This window comes from Massilia sp. X63, from assembly GCF_041023745.1.
GTDB lineage: Bacteria > Pseudomonadota > Gammaproteobacteria > Burkholderiales > Burkholderiaceae_D > Telluria.
In genome coordinates, this window is record NZ_JBFTEF010000001.1 from 242,653 (window position 1) to 260,951 (window position 18,299).

Sequence of the window (18,299 nt, forward strand, 5' to 3'; positions counted from 1 at the left end):
CCAAAAATGCATGCATTTCCACACTGGGCAGCGCTGCTCAGCGCGCCTCGCGGAACGGGCTGCGCTCGTTCAGTTCGTCCAGGTAGTCGTCGATCCCGCCTTTCTCGCGCTCCAGGAAGCGCTCGATCGCGTCCGCGAACGCGGGATGCGCCAGCCAGTGCGCCGACCAGGTGCGGGTGGGCAGGAAGCCGCGCGCCATCTTGTGCTCGCCCTGGGCGCCGCCTTCGAAGGCCTGGATGCCCTGTTCGATGCAGAACTCCAGCGGCTGGTAATAGGCTGCCTCGAAGTGCAGGCAGGGTACGTGTTCCAGCTCGCCCCAGTAGCGGCCGAACAGCGTGGTCTCGTTGTGGATCACCAGCGAGGCCGCGATGTCGCGCCCGTCGCGCGCGGCGATCACCAGCAGGATGTTGTCCGGCATCGTTTGTCCGATGCGGCGGAAGAAATCGAGGTTCAGGTAGGGCGTCGAGTAGTGCGCCTTGTAGGTGTGGCGGTAGCAGCGGTTGAACAGCAGCCAGTCGGCATCCGTCGCGTCGCGCCCGCGCACGCGGCGCAGGCTCACCCCGGCTTCGCGCACCTTCCTGCGCTCGGCGCGGATGTTCTTGCGCTTCTTCTGCTCCAGCGTGGCCAGGAATTCGTCGAAGTTCTTGTAACCCTGGTTCAGCCAGTGGAACTGGACGCCGCTGCGCAGCATGAAACCGGCGTCCTGCAGCTGGCGCGCCTGTTCCTCGGGCGGGAACAGCACGTGGGTCGACGAGACCTCGGCCGCGCCCTGGGTGGCCACCAGCACCTCGAGCAGCGCCGCGCGCGCGGCCGCGTCGACCGCCATCAGGCGCGGCCCGGCCACCGGCGTGAACGGGATCGCGGACAGCAGCTTCGGGTAGTAGTCGAGTCCGTGCCGCTGGTAGGCATCGGCCCAGGCCCAGTCGAACACGTATTCGCCGTAGGAGTGGCCCTTGACGTAGAGCGGCAGGGCGGCCGCCAGCGCCTCGCCGTCGTAGAGCACGATGTACTGCGGCTGCCAGCCGGTTTCCGGGGCGGCGCTGCCGGATTCGTGCAGCGCGTGCAGGAAGGCATAGGACAGGAAAGGGTTCGGATTGTCCTGCGCGTCCACCAGCGCGTCCCAGCGCGCCTGCCCGACCTCGAGCAGAGAAGAAACGATATGCGTGCGATAATTCAAAATGACTTCCGTAGCAAATGAATAATGGCGAACTCCCCCGCGCTTGCCAGCACGCGAAAGACTCACCCATGAACCAGCGATTCTTCAACCTCTACACGCACCACTTCGCCCGGGTCGCGGTGGCGATCCCGCGCTGCCGCATCGCCGATCCGGCCTTCAACGTCGCGCAGACCCTGAGCCTGGCGCGCCAGGCCGCCGACCAGGGCGCCGTGCTGGTGGCCTTCCCCGAACTGGGCCTGTCGGCCTACAGCTGCGACGACCTGTTCCACCAGCGCGCGCTGCTCGACGGCTGCCTCGACGGCCTGGCGCAGATCGTCGAGGCATCCGGTGCGCTGCCGGTGGCGCTGGTGGTCGGCATGCCGCTCAAGGTCAACCACCAGCTCTTCAATTGCGCCGTGGTCGTGGCGAACGGCCGCGTGCTGGGCGTGGTGCCCAAGAGCTTCCTGCCTAATTATGGCGAGTTTTACGAATCCAGGCAGTTCAGTGCCGCGGATTGCGCCGCGGTCGACCAGATCGACCTGTTCGGGGCCACCGTGCCTTTCGGCCCGGCCCTGCTGTTCGAGATCGAGAACCTGCCGCTATTCCGTTTCCATGTCGAGATCTGCGAAGACGTCTGGGTGCCGGTCCCGCCGTCCTCGTTCGCGGCCATGGCCGGCGCCACGGTGCTGGTCAACCTGTCGGCCTCGAACGTCGTGGTGGGCAAGAGCGGCTACCGCCACCAGTTGGTCAGCCAGCAGTCGGCACGCTGCCTGGCGGCCTACTTGTACACCTCGGCCGGCCGCGGCGAGTCGACCAACGACATGGCCTGGGACGGCCAGTCGCTCATCTACGAGAAGGGCGAGCTGCTGGCCGAGTCGGAACGCTTCAGCGACGACTCGCACGTGATCTACGCCGACGTCGACCTCGACCGCCTGTCGAACGAGCGCATGCACGCCACCACCTTCTCGCAGTCGGTGCGCCGCCATGCGGAAGAAGTGGCGAAGTTCCGCCTGGTTCGCTTCCAGCTCGCCCTGCCGCTGGAGCGCGACATGCCGCTGGCGCGCAGCGTCGAACGCTTCCCCTACGTGCCGGCCGACCAGGCCCGCCGCGACGAGCGCTGCACGGAGGTCTACAACATCCAGGTGCAGGCCCTGATCCAGCGCCTGTCGAGCGCCAACATCAAGAAGGTGGTGATCGGCGTCTCGGGCGGGCTCGACTCGACCCACGCGCTCCTGGTGTGCGCCAGGGCCATGGACCGCCTTGGCCTGCCGCGCACCAACATCCTCGCCTATACCATGCCGGGCTTCGCCACCAGCGAGCGTACCCTGCAGCAGGCCCACGACCTGATGCGCGTGGTGGGCTGCAGCGCCCAGCTGATCGACATCCGCCCGAGCTGCATCCAGATGCTCAAGGACCTCGGCCATCCCTACGCGGAGGGCAAGGCGGATTACGACATCACCTTCGAGAACGTGCAGGCGGGCGAGCGCACCAACCATTTGTTCCGCCTGGCGAACTTCCACAACGCGATCGTGATCGGCACCGGCGACCTGTCCGAGCTGGCGCTGGGCTGGTGCACCTACGGCGTGGGCGACCACATGTCGCACTACAACGTCAACGCCAGCGTGCCCAAGACCCTGATCTCCTACCTGGTGCGCTGGGTGGCCGAGACCGGCGCGGTGGTGGAAAATGGCGCCGACGTGCTGCTGAAGATCCTCGACACCAAGATCAGCCCCGAACTGGTGCCGGGCGGGACCCAGGCAAGCCCGGACGGCAAGCCGGCCCAGAAAACCGAAGATACCATCGGCCCCTACGAGCTGCAGGACTTCAACCTGTACTACACCCTGCGCTACGGCTTCAAGCCGAGCAAGGTGGCCTTCCTTTCCTGGAGCGCCTGGCACGACCGCGCGCAGGGCCGGTGGCCGAATGCGGCCCTGGTACGCAACGAGTACGGGCTGGATGCGATCAAGAAGAACCTCGGCATCTTCCTGTGGCGCTTCTTCAAGACCAGCCAGTTCAAGCGTACCTGCGTGCCGAACGGGCCGAAGGTCGGCAACGGCGGCTCGCTGTCCCCGCGCGGCGACTGGCGCGCGCCATCGGATTCCGAAGCCACCGTATGGATGGACGACCTCAAGAATATCCCCGATTAATCACTGTTTGAGAGAGACAAGAACATGAAACAGATTACCTGCGTGATCAAACCCTTCAAGCTGGACGAAGTGCGCGAGGCGCTGGCCGAGGTCAACGTCACCGGCCTGACCGTGACCGAAGTGAAGGGCTTCGGCCGCCAGAAGGGCCATACCGAGCTGTATCGCGGCGCCGAATACGTGGTGGACTTCCTGCCCAAGGTAAAGATCGAAGTGGTGGTGGACGACAGCATGGCCGAGGGGGTGGTCGACGCCATCATCAAGGCGGCGCGCACCGGCAAGATCGGCGACGGCAAGATCTTCGTCCAGAACGTGGAGCAGGTGATCCGCATCCGCACCGGCGAGACCGGCGCCGACGCGGTCTGATCCGTTTCAGGTCGCACGGAGCCGCCGCTCCGTTCTGACGCCTTGTAGGCCTGGTCTGGCTTGAACAAGGGCAGGCCCGGCAAGCGGGCTGCGGCAAAGATGAGCTATCATGCATAAAAATTATCTAAATGATATTTTTAGCAGTGCATCGCTCCATCACCTATACCCGTCAGAGAGAACAACATGAGCGACCTGGAAAAAATTCATACTGGTATTCCCGAGCTGGACCAGGTGCTGCGGGGCGGACTGCCCAGGCAGCGCATCCACCTGATCGAGGGGCGGCCGGGCACCGGCAAGACCACCATCGGCCTGCGCTTCCTGATCGACGGCGCCGAAAAGGGCGAGCCCTGCCTGTACATTTCCCTGTCCGAGACCGTCGAGGAGCTGGCGGCGACGGCGCGCAGCCACGGCTGGTCCCTCGACGGGATTGCGCTGCGCGAAGTGGTCCCGGCCGAGGCCCAGCTCGAGCGCCAGCAAAGCGTGCTGTTCCCGTCGGAAGCGGAACTGAGCCAGACCATCGAGGCGATCTGCGAGGCCATCCGCGCGGTCGGCCCCAGCCGCATCGTGATCGATTCGATGTCGGAACTGCGCATGGTCGCGAACGACCCGATGCGCTACCGGCGCCAGATCGTCGCGCTCAAGCGCTTCCTGCTGCAGCAGGCCTGCACCACGCTCCTGATGGACGACCTGACCGATGAGCCGCGCCAGTTCGACCTGCAGGGCACGGTGCATGGCGTGATCACGCTCGACCAGCGCGAGCGCGAGTTCGGCGCCGCCCGCCGGCGCCTGCGCGTGGTCAAGATGCGCGGCGCCGAGTTCCAGAGCGGCTGGCACGACTTCGCCATCACCGCGCGCGAAGTGTATGTGTTCCCCAGCCTGATCGCCGAGGAGCACCAGGGCCAGCGGGTGCGCGACACGGTCACCAGCGAGGTGCCGGCGCTGGATGCGATGCTGTGCGGCGGCCTGGTGCGCGGCACCTCGGTGATGATCCTGGGACCCACCGGGGTAGGCAAGTCCTCGCTGGCGCTCCAGTATGCCAACGTGGCGGCCGGTCGCGGCGAACACGTGGCCTACTTCGCCTTCGACGAGACCAAGGACACGCTGCTCGACCGCGCCAACGGCCTGTCGATGCGCGCCGCCGAGGCGATCGACGCCGGCACCGTGCACTGGGAGCGCATCAATCCCTCGCGCATCACGCCGGGCGAATTCATCTGGAAAGTGCGGCGCCAGGTCGAGGACCGTGGCGCCGCGGTGGTGGTCATCGACAGCCTCAATTCCTACCTCGAGACCATGCACGAGGAAGCGGCGCTGATGCTGCAGATGCACGAACTGCTCAGCTACCTGTCGAACCAGGGCGTGCTGTCGCTGCTGATCGTCGGCCAGTCCGGCCTGCTGCAGGACGTGCGCGACACGCTCGACGTCGGCTTCATCACCGATACCGTGATCCTGTTGCGCTACTTCGAAGCCGAAGGCACGGTGCGCAAGGCGATTTCGGTGGTCAAGAAACGCCCCGGACGCCACGAGACCAGCATCCGCGAATTTTCCCTGACCAGCACCGGCATGTCGGTCGGCGATCCGCTGGAGGATTTCCAGGGCGTGCTCACCGGCGTGCCGCGCATCGCTCCCGAGGCCGCGGCCGCGAACGGCCATGGCTGATCCGCGCAAACCAGGCTGGAACGTCGTGGCCGCCATCTGTGCGCCGTCCGGCCAGGACGCCGCCGTGCTGGCCGACCTGCTGCGCGAGTGGGGAGCGCACATCAGGCCTTGCGCCGACGGTGAGGCGCTGGCCGCCGCGGTCGCCGATCCGGCGCTGAGCTTGATGCTGTTCACCGACGAGGCGCTCGAAACGCACGCGGCGGCGCTGGCCGGCGCGCTGCAGGCGCAGCCGGCGTGGTCGGACCTGCCGCTCATCGTGTTCAGTGCCCAGGCCACCAGCGGCGGCTCGCAGGCGCAGTGGGCCTTCCTGCGCCGGTTCGCCAACCTGACCGTGCTGGGCCGGCCGAGTCCGCCGAACGTGCTGCGCGCGGCCTTCGACGCCGCCTGCCGGGCGCGCGCCTGGCAGTTCACGGTGCGTGAACAGATGCAGAGTCTGTCGGCCTCCGCCGTGCAGCTCGAGCAGCGGGTGCTGGAGCGCACGTCCGAGCTGATCGCCGAAGTGGAGACCCGCAAGCGCATCGAAACCGCGCTCAACGAAGCGCGCAAACTGGAAGCGATCGGCAGGATGACCGGCGGCGTGGCCCACGATTTCAACAACCTGCTGCAGGTGATCCAGGGCGCCACGACGCTGCTGCCTCTGGTCGAGCCGGGCAGCGAGCGCTTCGAGCGCGCGCTGCACGCCATTCAGCGCGCCGCTTCGCGCGGCGCCAAGCTGACCCACCAGCTGCTGGCCTTCGGGCGCCGCCAGGCGCTGGCGGGCGGCGCGCTCGACCTCGGGAAGCTGCTCGACGAGATGCGCGACCTGCTGCAGCAGTCGGTGCGCGAACGGATCACCCTGGACATGCGCATCGCACCCGGACTGTGGCTGGCCGATGCCGATGCCACCCAGCTCGAAGTGGCGCTGTTGAACCTGGCCGTCAACGCCAAGGACGCGATGCCGGACGGCGGCCGTATCGTCGTCGGCGCCGGGAACCTCGAACTGCCGTCGCCGGACGTGCCGGAAGCGGAGCTGCACGGCGAGTTCGTCCGGCTCACCGTCAGCGATACCGGTTCGGGCATGTCGCCCGAGGTGGCGGCGCAGGCCTTCGACCCCTTCTTCACCACCAAGCCGCTTGGCGCGGGCACCGGCCTCGGCTTGAGCCAGGTCTACGGCTTCGCGAAGCAGTCGGGCGGCACGGCCTGGATCGACAGTTCGCCCGCGGGCACCACGGTGTCGATCCTGCTGCCACGCAGCGCGGCGCTGGAGGCGGAGGAGCGCGACGAACCGGCACCCGGCACGGCCAGCGCGCTGCCTGCCGGCATACGCGTGCTCTGCGTCGAGGACGATCCGGAAGTGGCCGAGGCCACCCTGGACATTCTGGATAACCTCGGTTGCGATGCGCGTCTGGCGCGCGACGCGCAGGAGGCGCTGGCGCAGCCGCTGGCAGAATTCGACCTGGTGTTCTCGGATGTCGTGATGCCGGGCCAGCTCGACGGCATCGGCCTGGCGCGGCGCATCCGGGCGCAGCACCCGGAGCTGCCGATCCTGCTCGTCAGCGGCTACGTGCTGGCGCCGGAGCGCCTGCAGGGCCTGTCGATCGGCGTGCTGCCCAAGCCCTACACGCAGGAAGAGCTGCGCCGGGCGCTGGCAAGGCTGCTGGCGCCGCGCTAACGCCCCATGCGCAGGTCGAACTTCCAGGTGAGCAGCCGCAAGCCGCTGATGAACAGCGCGCTCGACCACAGCGCGAAGTCGGCCTCCACGCCATAGTGGCGCATCATCAGGAACAGCCAGTTCCCCAGGAAGGCGCAGATCGCGTAGGGTTTCCCGTCGCGGAACACCATCGGCACCTCGTTGCAGACGATGTCGCGCAACACGCCGCCGAAGATCCCGGTGATCACCCCCATCATCGAGGCGATGAAGATCGGCATGTCGGCGGCCAGCGCGGCGGACACGCCGGCCACCGAGAACAGACCCAGGCCGACCGCGTCGGCGATCACGATCAAGCGTTCCGAGACGATCTGGCGCAGCGTGCGGATCAGGGGCGAGGCCACCAGGGCCAGCACGAAGATCAGGATTGCGTATTCCTGGTGGATCACCCAGAACAGCGGGCGCCGGTCGAGCAGGATGTCGCGCAGGGTGCCGCCGCCGAAGGCGGTGATAAAGGCCACCGTGAACACGCCCACCAGGTCCATGCGCTTGCGCCGCGCCTCGATGAAGCCGGAGAAGGCGCCGACCAGGATCGCCATGATTTCGATGAACTTGATGAGGGTCATGCGGTAGAAGCTGAGCAGTGGTGTTGCTAGACTACCATGCCGCTATGCATTTACGGTAGGGTGGTCGGCTTCGCCGACCGCGCGTTCAAGGATCGTATGCAGGCACGCCGCGTCATGTCGAGCGTGGTTTGAACGCGCGCACGGCAAAGCCGTGCACCCTACGAGTTCAATAACGGCAGGCGCACCGAGAAGATCACCTCATTCCCGTCATGGCGGTAGACGATCTCGCCGTGGTGCTCGCGCACGATCTGCTGCGCGATGTAGAGGCCCAGGCCCATGCCGGTGCGGTTGCGCGGGTTGTGCAGTGAGGCGCGCTTGAAGGGGTTGAACAGGGTCGCCACGATCTCGGGCGCGATCGGCGCGCCGGCGTTGCTCACCGCGACCACCGCTTCCCGCCCATCCACCTTCACGCACACCCGCACCGGCTTGCCGGCTTCGCCGTGGTGGCGCGCGTTGCTCAGCAAATTCGACAGCACCTGTCCGATCCGCCCGCCGTCGGCATTCACCATGGCCGCTTCGTCGCAGATCAGCTGGAAGGGGATGGCCGGATAGGCCAGGCGGGCTTCGTCCATCAGGTCTTTCACCAGCGCGGTCAGGTCGACCGGCTCGAGCGTCACGCCCAGGCCCAGGCCGCCGTCGATGCGGCTCATGTCGAGCACCTGGGTGATCATGCGCTGCATGCGGCTGGTGGACGACTGGATGCGCTTGCCCAGCGTCGGCTGGCTGTGGCCCTTTTCGAGCACCATGCCGGCCATGTTGATCGAATGGAGCGGGTCGCGCAGGTCGTGCCCGAGCATCGCCAGCAACTGGGCGCGGGTCGCTTCGGTCTGGGTGCGGCGCGAGGTCATCACGCGCACCAGTTCGGCCAGGGTCACACGCGCGCTGGCCAGGATGGTCGCCTCCCACGGATGCGCATGGCCGCGCACGGTCTCGTACCAGGCGTCGAAGGAGCCGCGCGGCGTCAGGCGCCCGCCCAGCGGGCCGATGGTGCTGGTCTTTTCGGGACGGCCGCCCCAGGCCACCTGTTCGATCTGTTCGACGCGCAGCAGCAGGTTCCAGCCCTGCGCCGGCGGGTCGAAGGGCATGGCCAGCAGGCCGACCCACTTGCCCAGCCGCGCGCGGAGCGGCTCGGGCCAGTCGTCCAGCCGTTCGCGCAGCACCAGATCGTGCGCCTCGGGCAGCGAAGCGACGATGGCTTCGGCAAGTTCATGGGGGACGTCGCCGTGCACGCGCAGCCTGCCGTAGTAGCTGGTCACCTGGGCCTGCGACTGGGTGGCCGCCAGCACCGCATCGGCGAAGCGGCCGAAGGTCTCGAGCGGGTCGTCTTCGAGCAGCAGGTCTTCGACCAGCTTGGTGCGGGTGGAGGCCGAGCGCTCGATCATCTGGCTTTCCAGGCGCGACTCGATGCTGTGGATGGTCGAGCCCATCACCTGCGCCAGCACGTCGGCCGCCATGCGGATCGAGTAGGGTACCAGCTTGCGCGACATGTGGTGGCAGGCGATCAGCCCCCACAGGCGGCCGTTGATCACGATCGACACGCTCATCGAGGCGCCCACGCCCATGTTCTTCAGGTATTCGATGTGAATCGGCGAGACGCTGCGCAGCACCGCATGGCTCATGTCGAGCGGCAGCGCGCCGGGAGCGCCCAGCAGCGGCACCATCGTATCGTTGACGTCGATGATCGAGCGCAGGGTGTTCAGGATATACAGGCGGCGCGCCTGGGCCGGAATGTCGGACGCAGGATAACGCTGGCCCAGGTAGGGCACGAGATCGTCGCGCCGGCTCTCGGCCACCACGTCGCCGCTGTCGTCCGGACGGAAACGGTAGGCCATCACGCGGTCGAAACCGGTGAACTCGCGGATCTGGTCCACCGCGATGCCCAGCAGGCCGTCAATGGTCTTCTGGCGGCGCAGGCGGTCGATCGAGGCATGCGCCTTCACCGCGAACAGCGCCACTTCGTCGGCGCCCACTTCGCGCTGCTCGAATTCGGCGACGACGCGCCCGAAGGCGGCGTGCACGATGCAGTCGACGTGGGCGCCGTTGACGCGCAGCGGCACCATCGAGGGCGTCTGCTCGGCGTCGCCGGGCCCGACGTAGTCGAGCAGGAGTTCGAGCGCTGCGGGCGGCAGCGCCAGCGAGGCATACGGGGCGCCGAGCGCGAGTTCGATGCCGAGCAGGGCGCCGGCGTTCGCGCTCCAGCCTTGAAGCAGGCCGGCGGTATCAAAGAAGAGAAGGGCGCCGTGGGGCTGGATCGAGCCGGGGATGTGGATCGGCTCGTCGGCGCAGTTGAGCAGGTCGACCTGGCGGCCATGCTCCATAGGAATCACGGAAGTACCCTTCAATTCGCCACCAATCCCTTCTCGTCAATTCCGGCAAATGCCGGGCCAGCGTATTTTACAGGTAATACAAATTTGGACACACTTTACAATTGTGTCCATGTTGTATTCCGTGCGTGTGCTCACTCAAGGAGGGCAGGGCGCAGCAGCACGACCAGGGCGCCGTGGCCGCCATCTTTCTTTCCGGCAACGCAAAAGGCGACCACCTCGCTCATCTGCACCAGCCAGCTGTGCACGATCCCGCGCAGCACCGGCTGGCCTTTGGGCGAGCCGTAGCCGATGCCGTGCACGATGCGCACGCAGCGCACGCCGCGGCGGTTGGCGCGGTGCAGGAAGTCGGTGAGGGCGTCGCGCGCCTGGTCGCGGTTCATGCCGTGCAGGTCGAGCTCGTCCTGCACCGGCCAGTGGCGCTTGCGCAGCTTGCGCACCACGTCCGGTCCCACGCCCGGCTGGGCGTAGCTCAGCGAGGGATCTTCGTCGAGCAAGCCGTCGACATCGAACTCGTCGGACAGCGACGCGCGCAGGACGGCCTCGATTTCTTCTTCCTCGGTCAGGGGCGTGCGATCCCGGAAGACGCGGTCGGACGCCACGTACACCGGGCGGTACACGTAGCGGTCCGATTCGGGAATCTTGGTCACGCCCTGCATCGCGCCGCGAAATTCCACGGCGCGTTCGCGCGCGATACGCTCGCGCTTCTCGCGCTCGGCCTTTTCGATGGCGCGCAGGCGCTCGTCTTCCTTGAGCCTGTCGCGCAGGCCCTTCAGCTCAGAAAAATCCTTCATGCCCGCCTCCGCACCTGACAATCCAGCGTCTTGTCAGGCGCTCTTCCATATACCCTTATTTCGGATCGTCTTCCAGCGCTTCCAGGTAGCGCTGCGCGTCGAGCGCGGCCATGCAGCCGGTGCCCGAGCTGGTGATCGCCTGGCGGTACACGTGGTCCTGCACGTCGCCGGCCGCGAACACGCCCGGCACGTTGGTGGCGGTGGCCATGCCGTCCAGGCCCGAACGGGTGCGGATGTAGCCGTTCTGCATCTCGAGCTGGCCTTCGAAGATGCCGGTGTTCGGCTTGTGGCCGATCGCCACGAACAGGCCGTGCACGCTCAGGTCCTTGCTTGCGCCGGTATCGGTGGATTTGATGCGCAAGCCGGTCACGCCGCTGTCGTCGCCCAGGACTTCGTCCAGGGTGTGGTTCAGCTCCAGCACGATCTTGCCTTCCTGGACCTTGTGCATCAGGCGGTCCACCAGGATCGGCTCGGCGCGGAACTTGTCGCGGCGGTGGATCACGGTCACCTTGGAGGCGATGCCGGCGAGGTACAGGGCTTCCTCGACCGCGGTATTGCCGCCGCCGATGACCGCGACTTCCTGGTTGCGGTAGAAGAAACCGTCGCAGGTGGCGCAGGCCGAGACGCCCTTGCCCATGAAGGCCTGTTCCGAGGGCAGGCCGAGGTACTGGGCCGAGGCGCCGGTGGCGATGATCAGGGCGTCGCAGGTGTACTCGTGCGAATCGCCCACCAGGCGGATCGGCTTCTCGTTCAGGTAGGTCGTGTGGATGTGGTCGAACACGATGTCGGTATTGAAGCGCTCCGCATGCTGCAGCAGGCGCTGCATCAGTTCCGGACCCTGCACGCCCAGCGGGTCGCCCGGCCAGTTCTCGACGTCGGTCGTGGTCATCAGCTGTCCGCCCTGTTCGACGCCGGTCACCAGCATCGGCTTCAGGTTGGCGCGCGCGGCGTACACCGCTGCGCTGTAGCCGGCGGGACCGGAACCGAGAATCAGGACTTTGGCGTGTTTGGTAGTAGTCATGGAAGGCTTCAATGAGAGATGAACAAGCGGAAACTGGGGACGGCCCTTGGAAAGATCAAGGCTCGTTTGCAACACAAGATTATAGACGATGATGCACCGGAGCATGAATCGTAGGCCAGCCCAGCCGTATATGGCTTAGAATGGCTGAATTCTTGATAGCAAACACTTCGGGCGCCTCAGATTGAGCTGCCCTTCAGCAACACCGAGCAATGAGCAAGAACAGCCAACCCAGCACCTCAGGATACACCCGCACCGCGCAATCCACGCGTGCCCGCCAGCCCCTGCCTGGCCGGCTGTCGCGCCTCCTGTCGGAAGCGCGCTGGATCGCCATGGCGGTCGCCTTCCTGTATTTCGTGCTTATCTTATTAAGTTACAACAAGGGCGACCCGGGCTGGTCGCACGACGCCGCCGTGCCCCGGATCGCCAACCTGGGCGGCAAGGCGGGCGCCTGGCTGTCCGACCTGCTGCTGTTCATCTTCGGTTTTTCGGCCTGGTGGTGGGGCGTGGTCTTCTTGCGCGGCGTCTGGAAGGGCTGGCGCCGCCTGACCGACCGGCTGGCGCCGCCCGAGGAACCGCCCCACGCCGGCGAAATGTACGTGCGCTGGACCGGTTTCGCCATCATGTTCGCCGGCAGCCTGGGCCTGGAATACCTGCGCCTGTGGTCCTGGCACCTCGAGCTGCCGCGCGCCGCCGGCGGCGTGCTGGGCCAGCTGATCGGCCACTCGGCCCACGTCGCCTTCGGCTTCACCGGCGCGACCCTGCTGCTCCTGCTGCTGTTCGGGCTGGGCTTCTCGCTGTTCTTCCAGGTGTCCTGGCTGGCCGTGGCCGAGCGCATCGGCGAATCGGTCGAGCGCAGCGTCGACTGGTTCCGGCTGCGCATGGAAGACCACGAAGACCGCAAGCAGGGCGAAGCCGCGGCCGTCAAGCGCGACGAGCTGGTGGTCAACGAGCGCCAGAAGTACACCGAAAAGCATCCGGCCCCGCCGCCGATCGTCAAGGCCGAGCCGGTGCTGGAATCGCGCACCGAGCCGCAGTCGCGCCCGCAGCCCGAGCCCCAGATCCTGCCGCCCTCGACGCCGGCCTCGCTGGCGATGCCGGCGGCCGCCGCGCCGTCGCCGGTGGGTACCGCAGCCTCGACCATCAAGATCGAGCCGCAGATGACCAGCGTGCCGAAGTCCGAACGGGCCCAGAAGGAAATGCAGACCCCGCTGTTCCACGAGCTGGCGGGCGACGGCGGCCTGCCACCGCTGGCCCTGCTCGACGAAGCGCCGCCGGCGCAAGAGACGGTGGCGGTCGAGACCCTGGAATTCACCAGCCGCCTGATCGAGAAGAAGCTGTCCGACTTCGGCGTCGAAGCCAAGGTCGTGGCCGCCTATCCGGGCCCGGTGGTGACCCGCTACGAGATCGAGCCGGCCACCGGCGTCAAGGGCAGCCAGATCGTCAACCTGGCGCGCGACCTGGCGCGTTCGCTGTCCCTGACCTCGATCCGCGTGGTCGAGACCATCCCGGGCAAGAACTACATGGCGCTCGAGCTGCCGAACCCGAAGCGCCAGATCGTGCGCCTGTCGGAGATCGTCGGCTCCAAGGTCTACGGCGACAGTGCTTCCGCCTTGACGGTCGCGCTGGGCAAGGACATCGCCGGCAAACCAGTCTGCGCCGACCTGGCCAAGATGCCGCACCTGCTGGTGGCGGGCACCACCGGTTCGGGTAAATCGGTGGGCATCAACGCCACCATCCTGTCGCTGCTGTATAAATCCGACCCGCTTGATGTGCGCCTGATCCTGATCGACCCGAAGATGCTGGAGATGTCGGTGTACGAGGGCATCCCGCACCTGCTGGCGCCGGTCGTGACCGACATGCGCCAGGCCGGCCACGCGCTGAACTGGGCGGTGAACGAGATGGAGCGCCGCTACAAGCTGATGAGTAAACTCGGCGTGCGCAACCTGGCCGGCTACAACGGCAAGATCGCGGAGGCGGCCAAGCGCGAGGAGCACATCCCGAATCCGTTCTCGATCATGCCGGACAATCCCGAGCCGCTGGAGAAGCTGCCGACCATCGTCATCATCATCGACGAACTGGCCGACCTGATGATGGTCGTGGGCAAGAAGGTGGAAGAACTGATCGCCCGTATCGCCCAGAAGGCGCGTGCGGCCGGCATCCACCTGATCCTGGCGACCCAGCGCCCGTCGGTGGACGTGATCACCGGCCTGATCAAGGCGAACATCCCGACCCGCATCGCCTTCCAGGTATCGAGCAAGATCGACTCGCGCACCATTCTCGACCAGATGGGCGCCGAGACCCTGCTGGGCATGGGCGACATGCTGTACATGCCGCCGGGGACCGGCCTGCCGATCCGCGTGCACGGCGCCTTCGTGTCGGACGACGAAGTGCATCGAGTTGTAAAACATCTGCAGTCGCTGGGCGAACCGAACTATATTGAAGGCATTCTCGAAGGCGGCACGCTGGAAGAGGGCAATGCCGAGGGCATCCCGGCGGGTGAGGGCGGCGGCGAATCCGACGCGCTGTACGACCAGGCCGTGGCGGTGGTGCTCAAGAACCGCAAGGCCTCGATCTCGCTGGTCCAGCGCCACCTGCGCATCGGCTACAACCGCGCGGCCCGCCTGATCGAGCAGATGGAACAGAGCGGCCTGGTGTCGCCGATGCAGTCGAACGGCAACCGCGACATTCTCGTGCCGGCGACCACCGCTGAATAACCGGTCTGTCACCGTATATGGGCGGGTCGTGATGCGGTCCACTGGACCGCATCACCCCACGCGGTCAACGTGCGACGGCGGACCACAACAAGAGGAATGCATATGAAATTCACGACCTACCGTTTCGCAGCATTGATCGCAGCTACGACGATGGCAGTTTCCGGCGCAGCCCAGGCAGGCGCGCTCGACCAGTTCAAATCCTTCGTCGCGACCACCAAGTCCGCCAAGGGCGAATTCACCCAGCAGCAGGTCACCAGGTCCAAGAGCGGCAAGCTGGCTCCGGTCTCGAGCGGCAGTTTCGTGTTCGCCCGTCCCGGCAAGTTCATCTGGACCTACCAGAAACCCTACGAACAGCTGCTGCAGGCCGACGGCGATACCCTCTACATCTACGACAAGGACCTGAACCAGGTCACCACCCGCAAGCTCGGCAACGCGCTGGGTTCCTCGCCGGCCGCCATCCTGTTCGGCAGCAACGACCTGGAAAAGAACTTTACCCTTTCCGACGCCGGCGAGCGCGATGGCGCCGAGTGGCTGACCGCGGTGCCCAGGACCCGCGACACCACCTTCGAACAGATCGGCATCGGCCTCAAGGGCGGGGTGCCGGTGGCGATGGAGCTGAAGGACCAGTTCGGCCAGGTCTCGGTGCTGAAGTTCACCAACTTCCAGCGCAACCCGTCGCTCGGCGCCCAGCAGTTCAGGTTCGCGGTGCCGAAGGGCGCCGACGTCGTCAACCAGTAACGGGGCAAGCTGCTTGAAGCGTTTTTCCGCTCTGGGCGCCATGCTCGCGTTGGCCGGCGCTGCGCCGCTTGCCGGCGCCGCCCCCCAGCCCCCTTCCTGCGCTAGGCCCGAGTGGCCGCAGGAAGCGCGCCGCTATGAACTCGAGGGCGTGACGACGCTGAATTTCAGGATGGGCCCTGACGGCCGGGCGATCGAGCCGACGGTGGCACGTTCCAGCCGCTGGGCCATGCTCGACCAGGCCGCCATCGCGTCCTTGTCGACCTGCGTGTTTCCCGCCGAGACCGTGCAACGCGTGCAGGGCAAGCTCCTGCCCCTGCAGTTCGTCTGGAAGCTGCAGGGCCCGGATCGCGTACCGCCGGCCCTGGTGGAGGGCAGCTGCGCTGCGTCCGAACGCTTCGACCGCTACGTCCCGTTCGACAAGGGCGTGAGCGGCGACGATGGCGTGCTGGTGCGCCTGCTGGTGCGCGGCGACGGCACGCCTTACGGCGTCAAGGCTGAAGCCGGCGGCGCCGATCCGGCGCTGGCGCAGGCGGCAGTCGAGTACGTGCAAAGCTGCCGCTTCGCCTATCCCAAGGCCGGCGCTTCGCCCGGCAGCCCGGTCAGTGGCCGCGTCCTCCTGAAACAATAAGACGTTTTGCCCCGGCGCGGCCCGCCCGTGCAGCCTGCCCCCGGCCGACGCATCGGCTACACTAGGCACATGCACAAGCATTCACTCTATTTCACACCGTATTCACCGTTTGCCTTGACCGTCCCGGGAGCGCGTCATGGATGACCTGTTCAAGCTCGAGCCGGCGCCGCCGCTGGCCGAGGCCCTGCGTCCGCGCACCATCGACGAAGTCATCGGCCAGAGCCATCTGCTCGGCCCCGGCAAGCCGCTCAACCTGGTGTTCAAGTCAGGCAAGCCGCATTCGATGATCCTGTGGGGGCCGCCCGGCGTCGGCAAGACCACGCTGGCGCGCCTGACGGCGTATGCCTTCGACTGCGAGTTCATCGCGCTGTCGGCGGTGCTGTCGGGTGTGAAGGACATCCGCGCCGCCGTCGAGCAGGCCGAGCACTACCTGCGGCAGGGGAAGCACACCATCCTGTTCATCGACGAGATCCACCGCTTCAACAAGTCGCAGCAGGACGCGCTGCTGCCCTTCGTGGAGTCGGGCCTGGTGACCCTGATCGGCGCCACCACCGAGAATCCTTCGTTCGAGGTCAACTCGGCGCTGCTGTCGCGCTCCCAGGTGTATGTGCTCAAGGCGCTCACCGACGAGGAGATGCGCCAGCTGCTGGGGCGCGCCCAGGAGCGGGTGCTGCAGCACCTGGCGTTCGACGAGGTCGCGGTCGACACCCTGGTCGGCTACGCGGACGGCGACGCGCGCCGCTTCCTCAACCTGCTCGAGCAAACGAAGACCTCGGCCGAGACCGCGGGCGTCACCCGCATCACCGCGGACTTCGTCGAGAATGCGCTGACGCTCAACGCGCGCCGCTTCGACAAGGGCGGCGACAACTTCTACGACCAGATCTCGGCCCTGCACAAGTCGGTGCGCGGCTCGCATCCGGACGCGGCCCTGTACTGGCTGTGCCGCATGCTCGATGGCGGCGCCGACGCCAAGTACCTGTCGCGCCGCATCGTGCGCATGGCCTGGGAAGACATCGGCCTGGCCGATCCGCGCGCGCTGCAGATCGCCAACGACGCCGCGACCACCTACGAGCGCCTCGGTTCGCCCGAGGGCGAGCTGGCGCTGGGACAGGCCGTGATCTACCTGGCGATCGCGGCCAAGAGCAATGCCGGCTACAACGCCTTCAACCAGGCGATGGCTTTCGTCAAGAAGGACAAGTCGCGCGAGGTGCCGGTGCACCTGCGCAATGCGCCGACCAGGCTGATGAAGGAACTCGGCTACGGCCATGCCTACCGCTACGCGCACGACGAACCGCATGCGTATGCCGCGGGGGAGACCTACCTGCCGGATGGGATGGTAGAGCCGGGCTGGTACCAGCCGGTGCCGCGCGGGGTGGAATCGAAGATCGCCGAGAAGCTGGCTTTCCTGCGCAGCCTGGACGACGACGCCCAAGGGGGCTGAGGCGCCTTGCTCAGCCCTCCCTGGCGGCCTGCAGCATCAGCCCCGAGACTTCGTCGAAGTAGGCGAGGGCGGCCGGCGTCAGGTCGACCTGCTTGCGGCGGCTGTCCTCGGTGTCGGCCAGCACCACCCAGCCCTTGCTGCGCATCGACTTGATGCGGGTGTGGATGGTGGCCGGCGCGCCGAGCTCTTCCTGGCTCATCAGGTCGCGCACGCTGAGGCGCTGTTCGAGCTGGCGCGCCCGGCCCACCACCGCGAGGATGCGCTCCTCGAGCGGGTCGAGCGGCGGCAGCGCGGGCAAGTCGCGCAATGCTCCCAGCAGGTTCAGGAAGCGCAGGTAGATGTCGGCAGGGCGGGTCGGCTTGCTCATCCACGCCCCCCGGCGGCACCCGGCAAGTCCTTGAATTGATTGTGATATAACATTCGCTGATATAATGTTTCACGAAAGAAGCGAAGCTTAACCTACCTTGCGCCCCAGGTCATGTCCGATTTGCAGGTGAAGTTTGCCATGGGCGCAACAACGGCTGTCCTGTTCCTCGGCGCCATCTGGCTCAACGAGCTGCTGTTCGCCCGTTTCGAGTTTGCAGCCGGCATCAGCTGGATCTACCTGCCTGCCGGCGTGCGCCTGCTGAGCACCCTGGTGTTCGCCGGGGCCGGCGCGATCGGCATCCTGGTCGCTTCCTGGCTGATCTGCTTTTTCTATTTCTTCCCGAACGATCCGATCCGTTCCTTCGCCGGCGGCATCCTGGCCGCGCTCGCGCCCTGGCTGACCTACCGCGTGCTGGTTGCCGGCCGCATCGGCACTTCGCTCGCCGGGCTCGGTCCGTGGCGCCTGCTCGGCTGCGCCGTGGCCTTCTCGATCGCCAGCCCGGCGCTGCACCATATCTGGTTCGCGCTGCACGGGCAGGACGAAGGCCTGCTGCGCAGCTTCCTGGTCATGGCCAGCGGCGACTTGGCCGGCACGCTGATCGTGCTGTACACGGCGAAACTGGTGTTGATTATGCGCCAGCGATAACTTGCGGGCGAGATACCTTTAATCACTTTTTATTTCTTTACAGAAAATTTAA

At 66.6% G+C, this 18,299-nt stretch carries 15 protein-coding genes; 9 read left to right on the forward strand and 6 right to left on the reverse strand.

The features are described from left to right. Positions 1-37: 37 nt before the first annotated feature. The gene (locus AB3347_RS01120; RefSeq protein WP_369089930.1) at positions 38-1,177 is read right to left on the reverse strand and encodes a GNAT family N-acetyltransferase; all 1,140 of its coding nucleotides are present in this window, start codon (positions 1,175-1,177) and stop codon (positions 38-40) included. Positions 1,178-1,245: 68 nt separating this feature from the next. Between AB3347_RS01120 and AB3347_RS01125 the strand changes: the two genes are divergently transcribed. The 4 genes from AB3347_RS01125 (at position 1,246) to AB3347_RS01140 (ending at position 6,973) form a co-directional block, all read left to right on the forward strand. Beyond that, entirely contained in the window at positions 1,246-3,303 is a 2,058-nt protein-coding gene (locus AB3347_RS01125) for an NAD(+) synthase (protein WP_369089931.1), read from the forward strand. Positions 3,304-3,327: 24 nt separating this feature from the next. Then, on the forward strand, positions 3,328-3,666 hold the full coding sequence (locus AB3347_RS01130) for a P-II family nitrogen regulator (RefSeq protein WP_369089932.1): 339 nt from the start codon (positions 3,328-3,330) through the stop codon (positions 3,664-3,666). A gap of 183 nt (positions 3,667-3,849) precedes the next feature. Further along, positions 3,850-5,322, forward strand: coding sequence for an ATPase domain-containing protein (locus tag AB3347_RS01135; protein ID WP_369089933.1), 1,473 nt, complete (start codon positions 3,850-3,852; stop codon positions 5,320-5,322). Then, the gene (locus AB3347_RS01140; protein WP_369089934.1) at positions 5,315-6,973 is read left to right on the forward strand and encodes an ATP-binding protein; all 1,659 of its coding nucleotides are present in this window, start codon (positions 5,315-5,317) and stop codon (positions 6,971-6,973) included. The genes AB3347_RS01135 and AB3347_RS01140 overlap by 8 nt, the downstream gene beginning before the upstream one ends. On the opposite strand, the gene AB3347_RS01145 is transcribed toward AB3347_RS01140, so the two are convergent. The 4 genes from AB3347_RS01145 to trxB all read right to left on the reverse strand — a co-directional run bounded on the left by AB3347_RS01145 (position 6,970) and on the right by trxB (position 11,714). Continuing rightward, positions 6,970-7,575 carry a trimeric intracellular cation channel family protein gene (locus tag AB3347_RS01145; protein WP_369089935.1) on the reverse strand — a complete coding sequence of 202 codons (606 nt, stop codon included), beginning with the start codon at positions 7,573-7,575 and terminating at the stop codon, positions 6,970-6,972. The two genes, AB3347_RS01140 and AB3347_RS01145, sit on opposite strands and share 4 nt — an antisense overlap. Before the next feature lie 158 nt (positions 7,576-7,733). Next, on the reverse strand, positions 7,734-9,893 hold the full coding sequence (locus tag AB3347_RS01150) for an ATP-binding protein (RefSeq protein ID WP_369090506.1): 2,160 nt from the start codon (positions 9,891-9,893) through the stop codon (positions 7,734-7,736). Between the two features lie 140 nt (positions 9,894-10,033). Then, on the reverse strand, positions 10,034-10,693 hold the full coding sequence (locus AB3347_RS01155) for a Smr/MutS family protein (RefSeq protein ID WP_369089936.1): 660 nt from the start codon (positions 10,691-10,693) through the stop codon (positions 10,034-10,036). 55 nt (positions 10,694-10,748) lie between these two features. Further along, a complete protein-coding gene (gene trxB, locus AB3347_RS01160; RefSeq protein WP_369089937.1) occupies positions 10,749-11,714 on the reverse strand; it encodes a thioredoxin-disulfide reductase in 966 nt (321 codons plus the stop codon). A 209-nt stretch (positions 11,715-11,923) separates the two neighbouring features. Between trxB and AB3347_RS01165 the strand changes: the two genes are divergently transcribed. The 4 genes from AB3347_RS01165 (at position 11,924) to AB3347_RS01180 (ending at position 17,235) form a co-directional block, all read left to right on the forward strand. Then, complete coding sequence (locus AB3347_RS01165) at positions 11,924-14,428, forward strand: DNA translocase FtsK (RefSeq protein WP_369089938.1); 2,505 nt, start codon at positions 11,924-11,926, stop codon at positions 14,426-14,428. A gap of 102 nt (positions 14,429-14,530) precedes the next feature. Beyond that, positions 14,531-15,166: an outer membrane lipoprotein chaperone LolA gene (lolA, locus tag AB3347_RS01170; RefSeq protein ID WP_369089939.1), complete on the forward strand. Its 636-nt coding sequence runs from the start codon at positions 14,531-14,533 to the stop codon at positions 15,164-15,166. Positions 15,167-15,179: 13 nt separating this feature from the next. Further along, positions 15,180-15,794, forward strand: a complete 615-nt coding sequence (locus AB3347_RS01175; RefSeq protein ID WP_369089940.1) for a TonB family protein — start codon at positions 15,180-15,182, stop codon at positions 15,792-15,794. A 136-nt stretch (positions 15,795-15,930) separates the two neighbouring features. Beyond that, on the forward strand, positions 15,931-17,235 hold the full coding sequence (locus tag AB3347_RS01180) for a replication-associated recombination protein A (RefSeq protein WP_369089941.1): 1,305 nt from the start codon (positions 15,931-15,933) through the stop codon (positions 17,233-17,235). Positions 17,236-17,245: 10 nt separating this feature from the next. On the opposite strand, the gene AB3347_RS01185 is transcribed toward AB3347_RS01180, so the two are convergent. Next, positions 17,246-17,602 carry a winged helix-turn-helix domain-containing protein gene (locus AB3347_RS01185; protein WP_369089942.1) on the reverse strand — a complete coding sequence of 119 codons (357 nt, stop codon included), beginning with the start codon at positions 17,600-17,602 and terminating at the stop codon, positions 17,246-17,248. Between the two features lie 138 nt (positions 17,603-17,740). Here AB3347_RS01185 and AB3347_RS01190 point away from each other — a divergent pair, with 138 nt between their 5' ends. Continuing rightward, the gene (locus AB3347_RS01190) at positions 17,741-18,247 is read left to right on the forward strand and encodes a hypothetical protein (protein WP_369089943.1); all 507 of its coding nucleotides are present in this window, start codon (positions 17,741-17,743) and stop codon (positions 18,245-18,247) included. Positions 18,248-18,299: the final 52 nt, after the last annotated feature.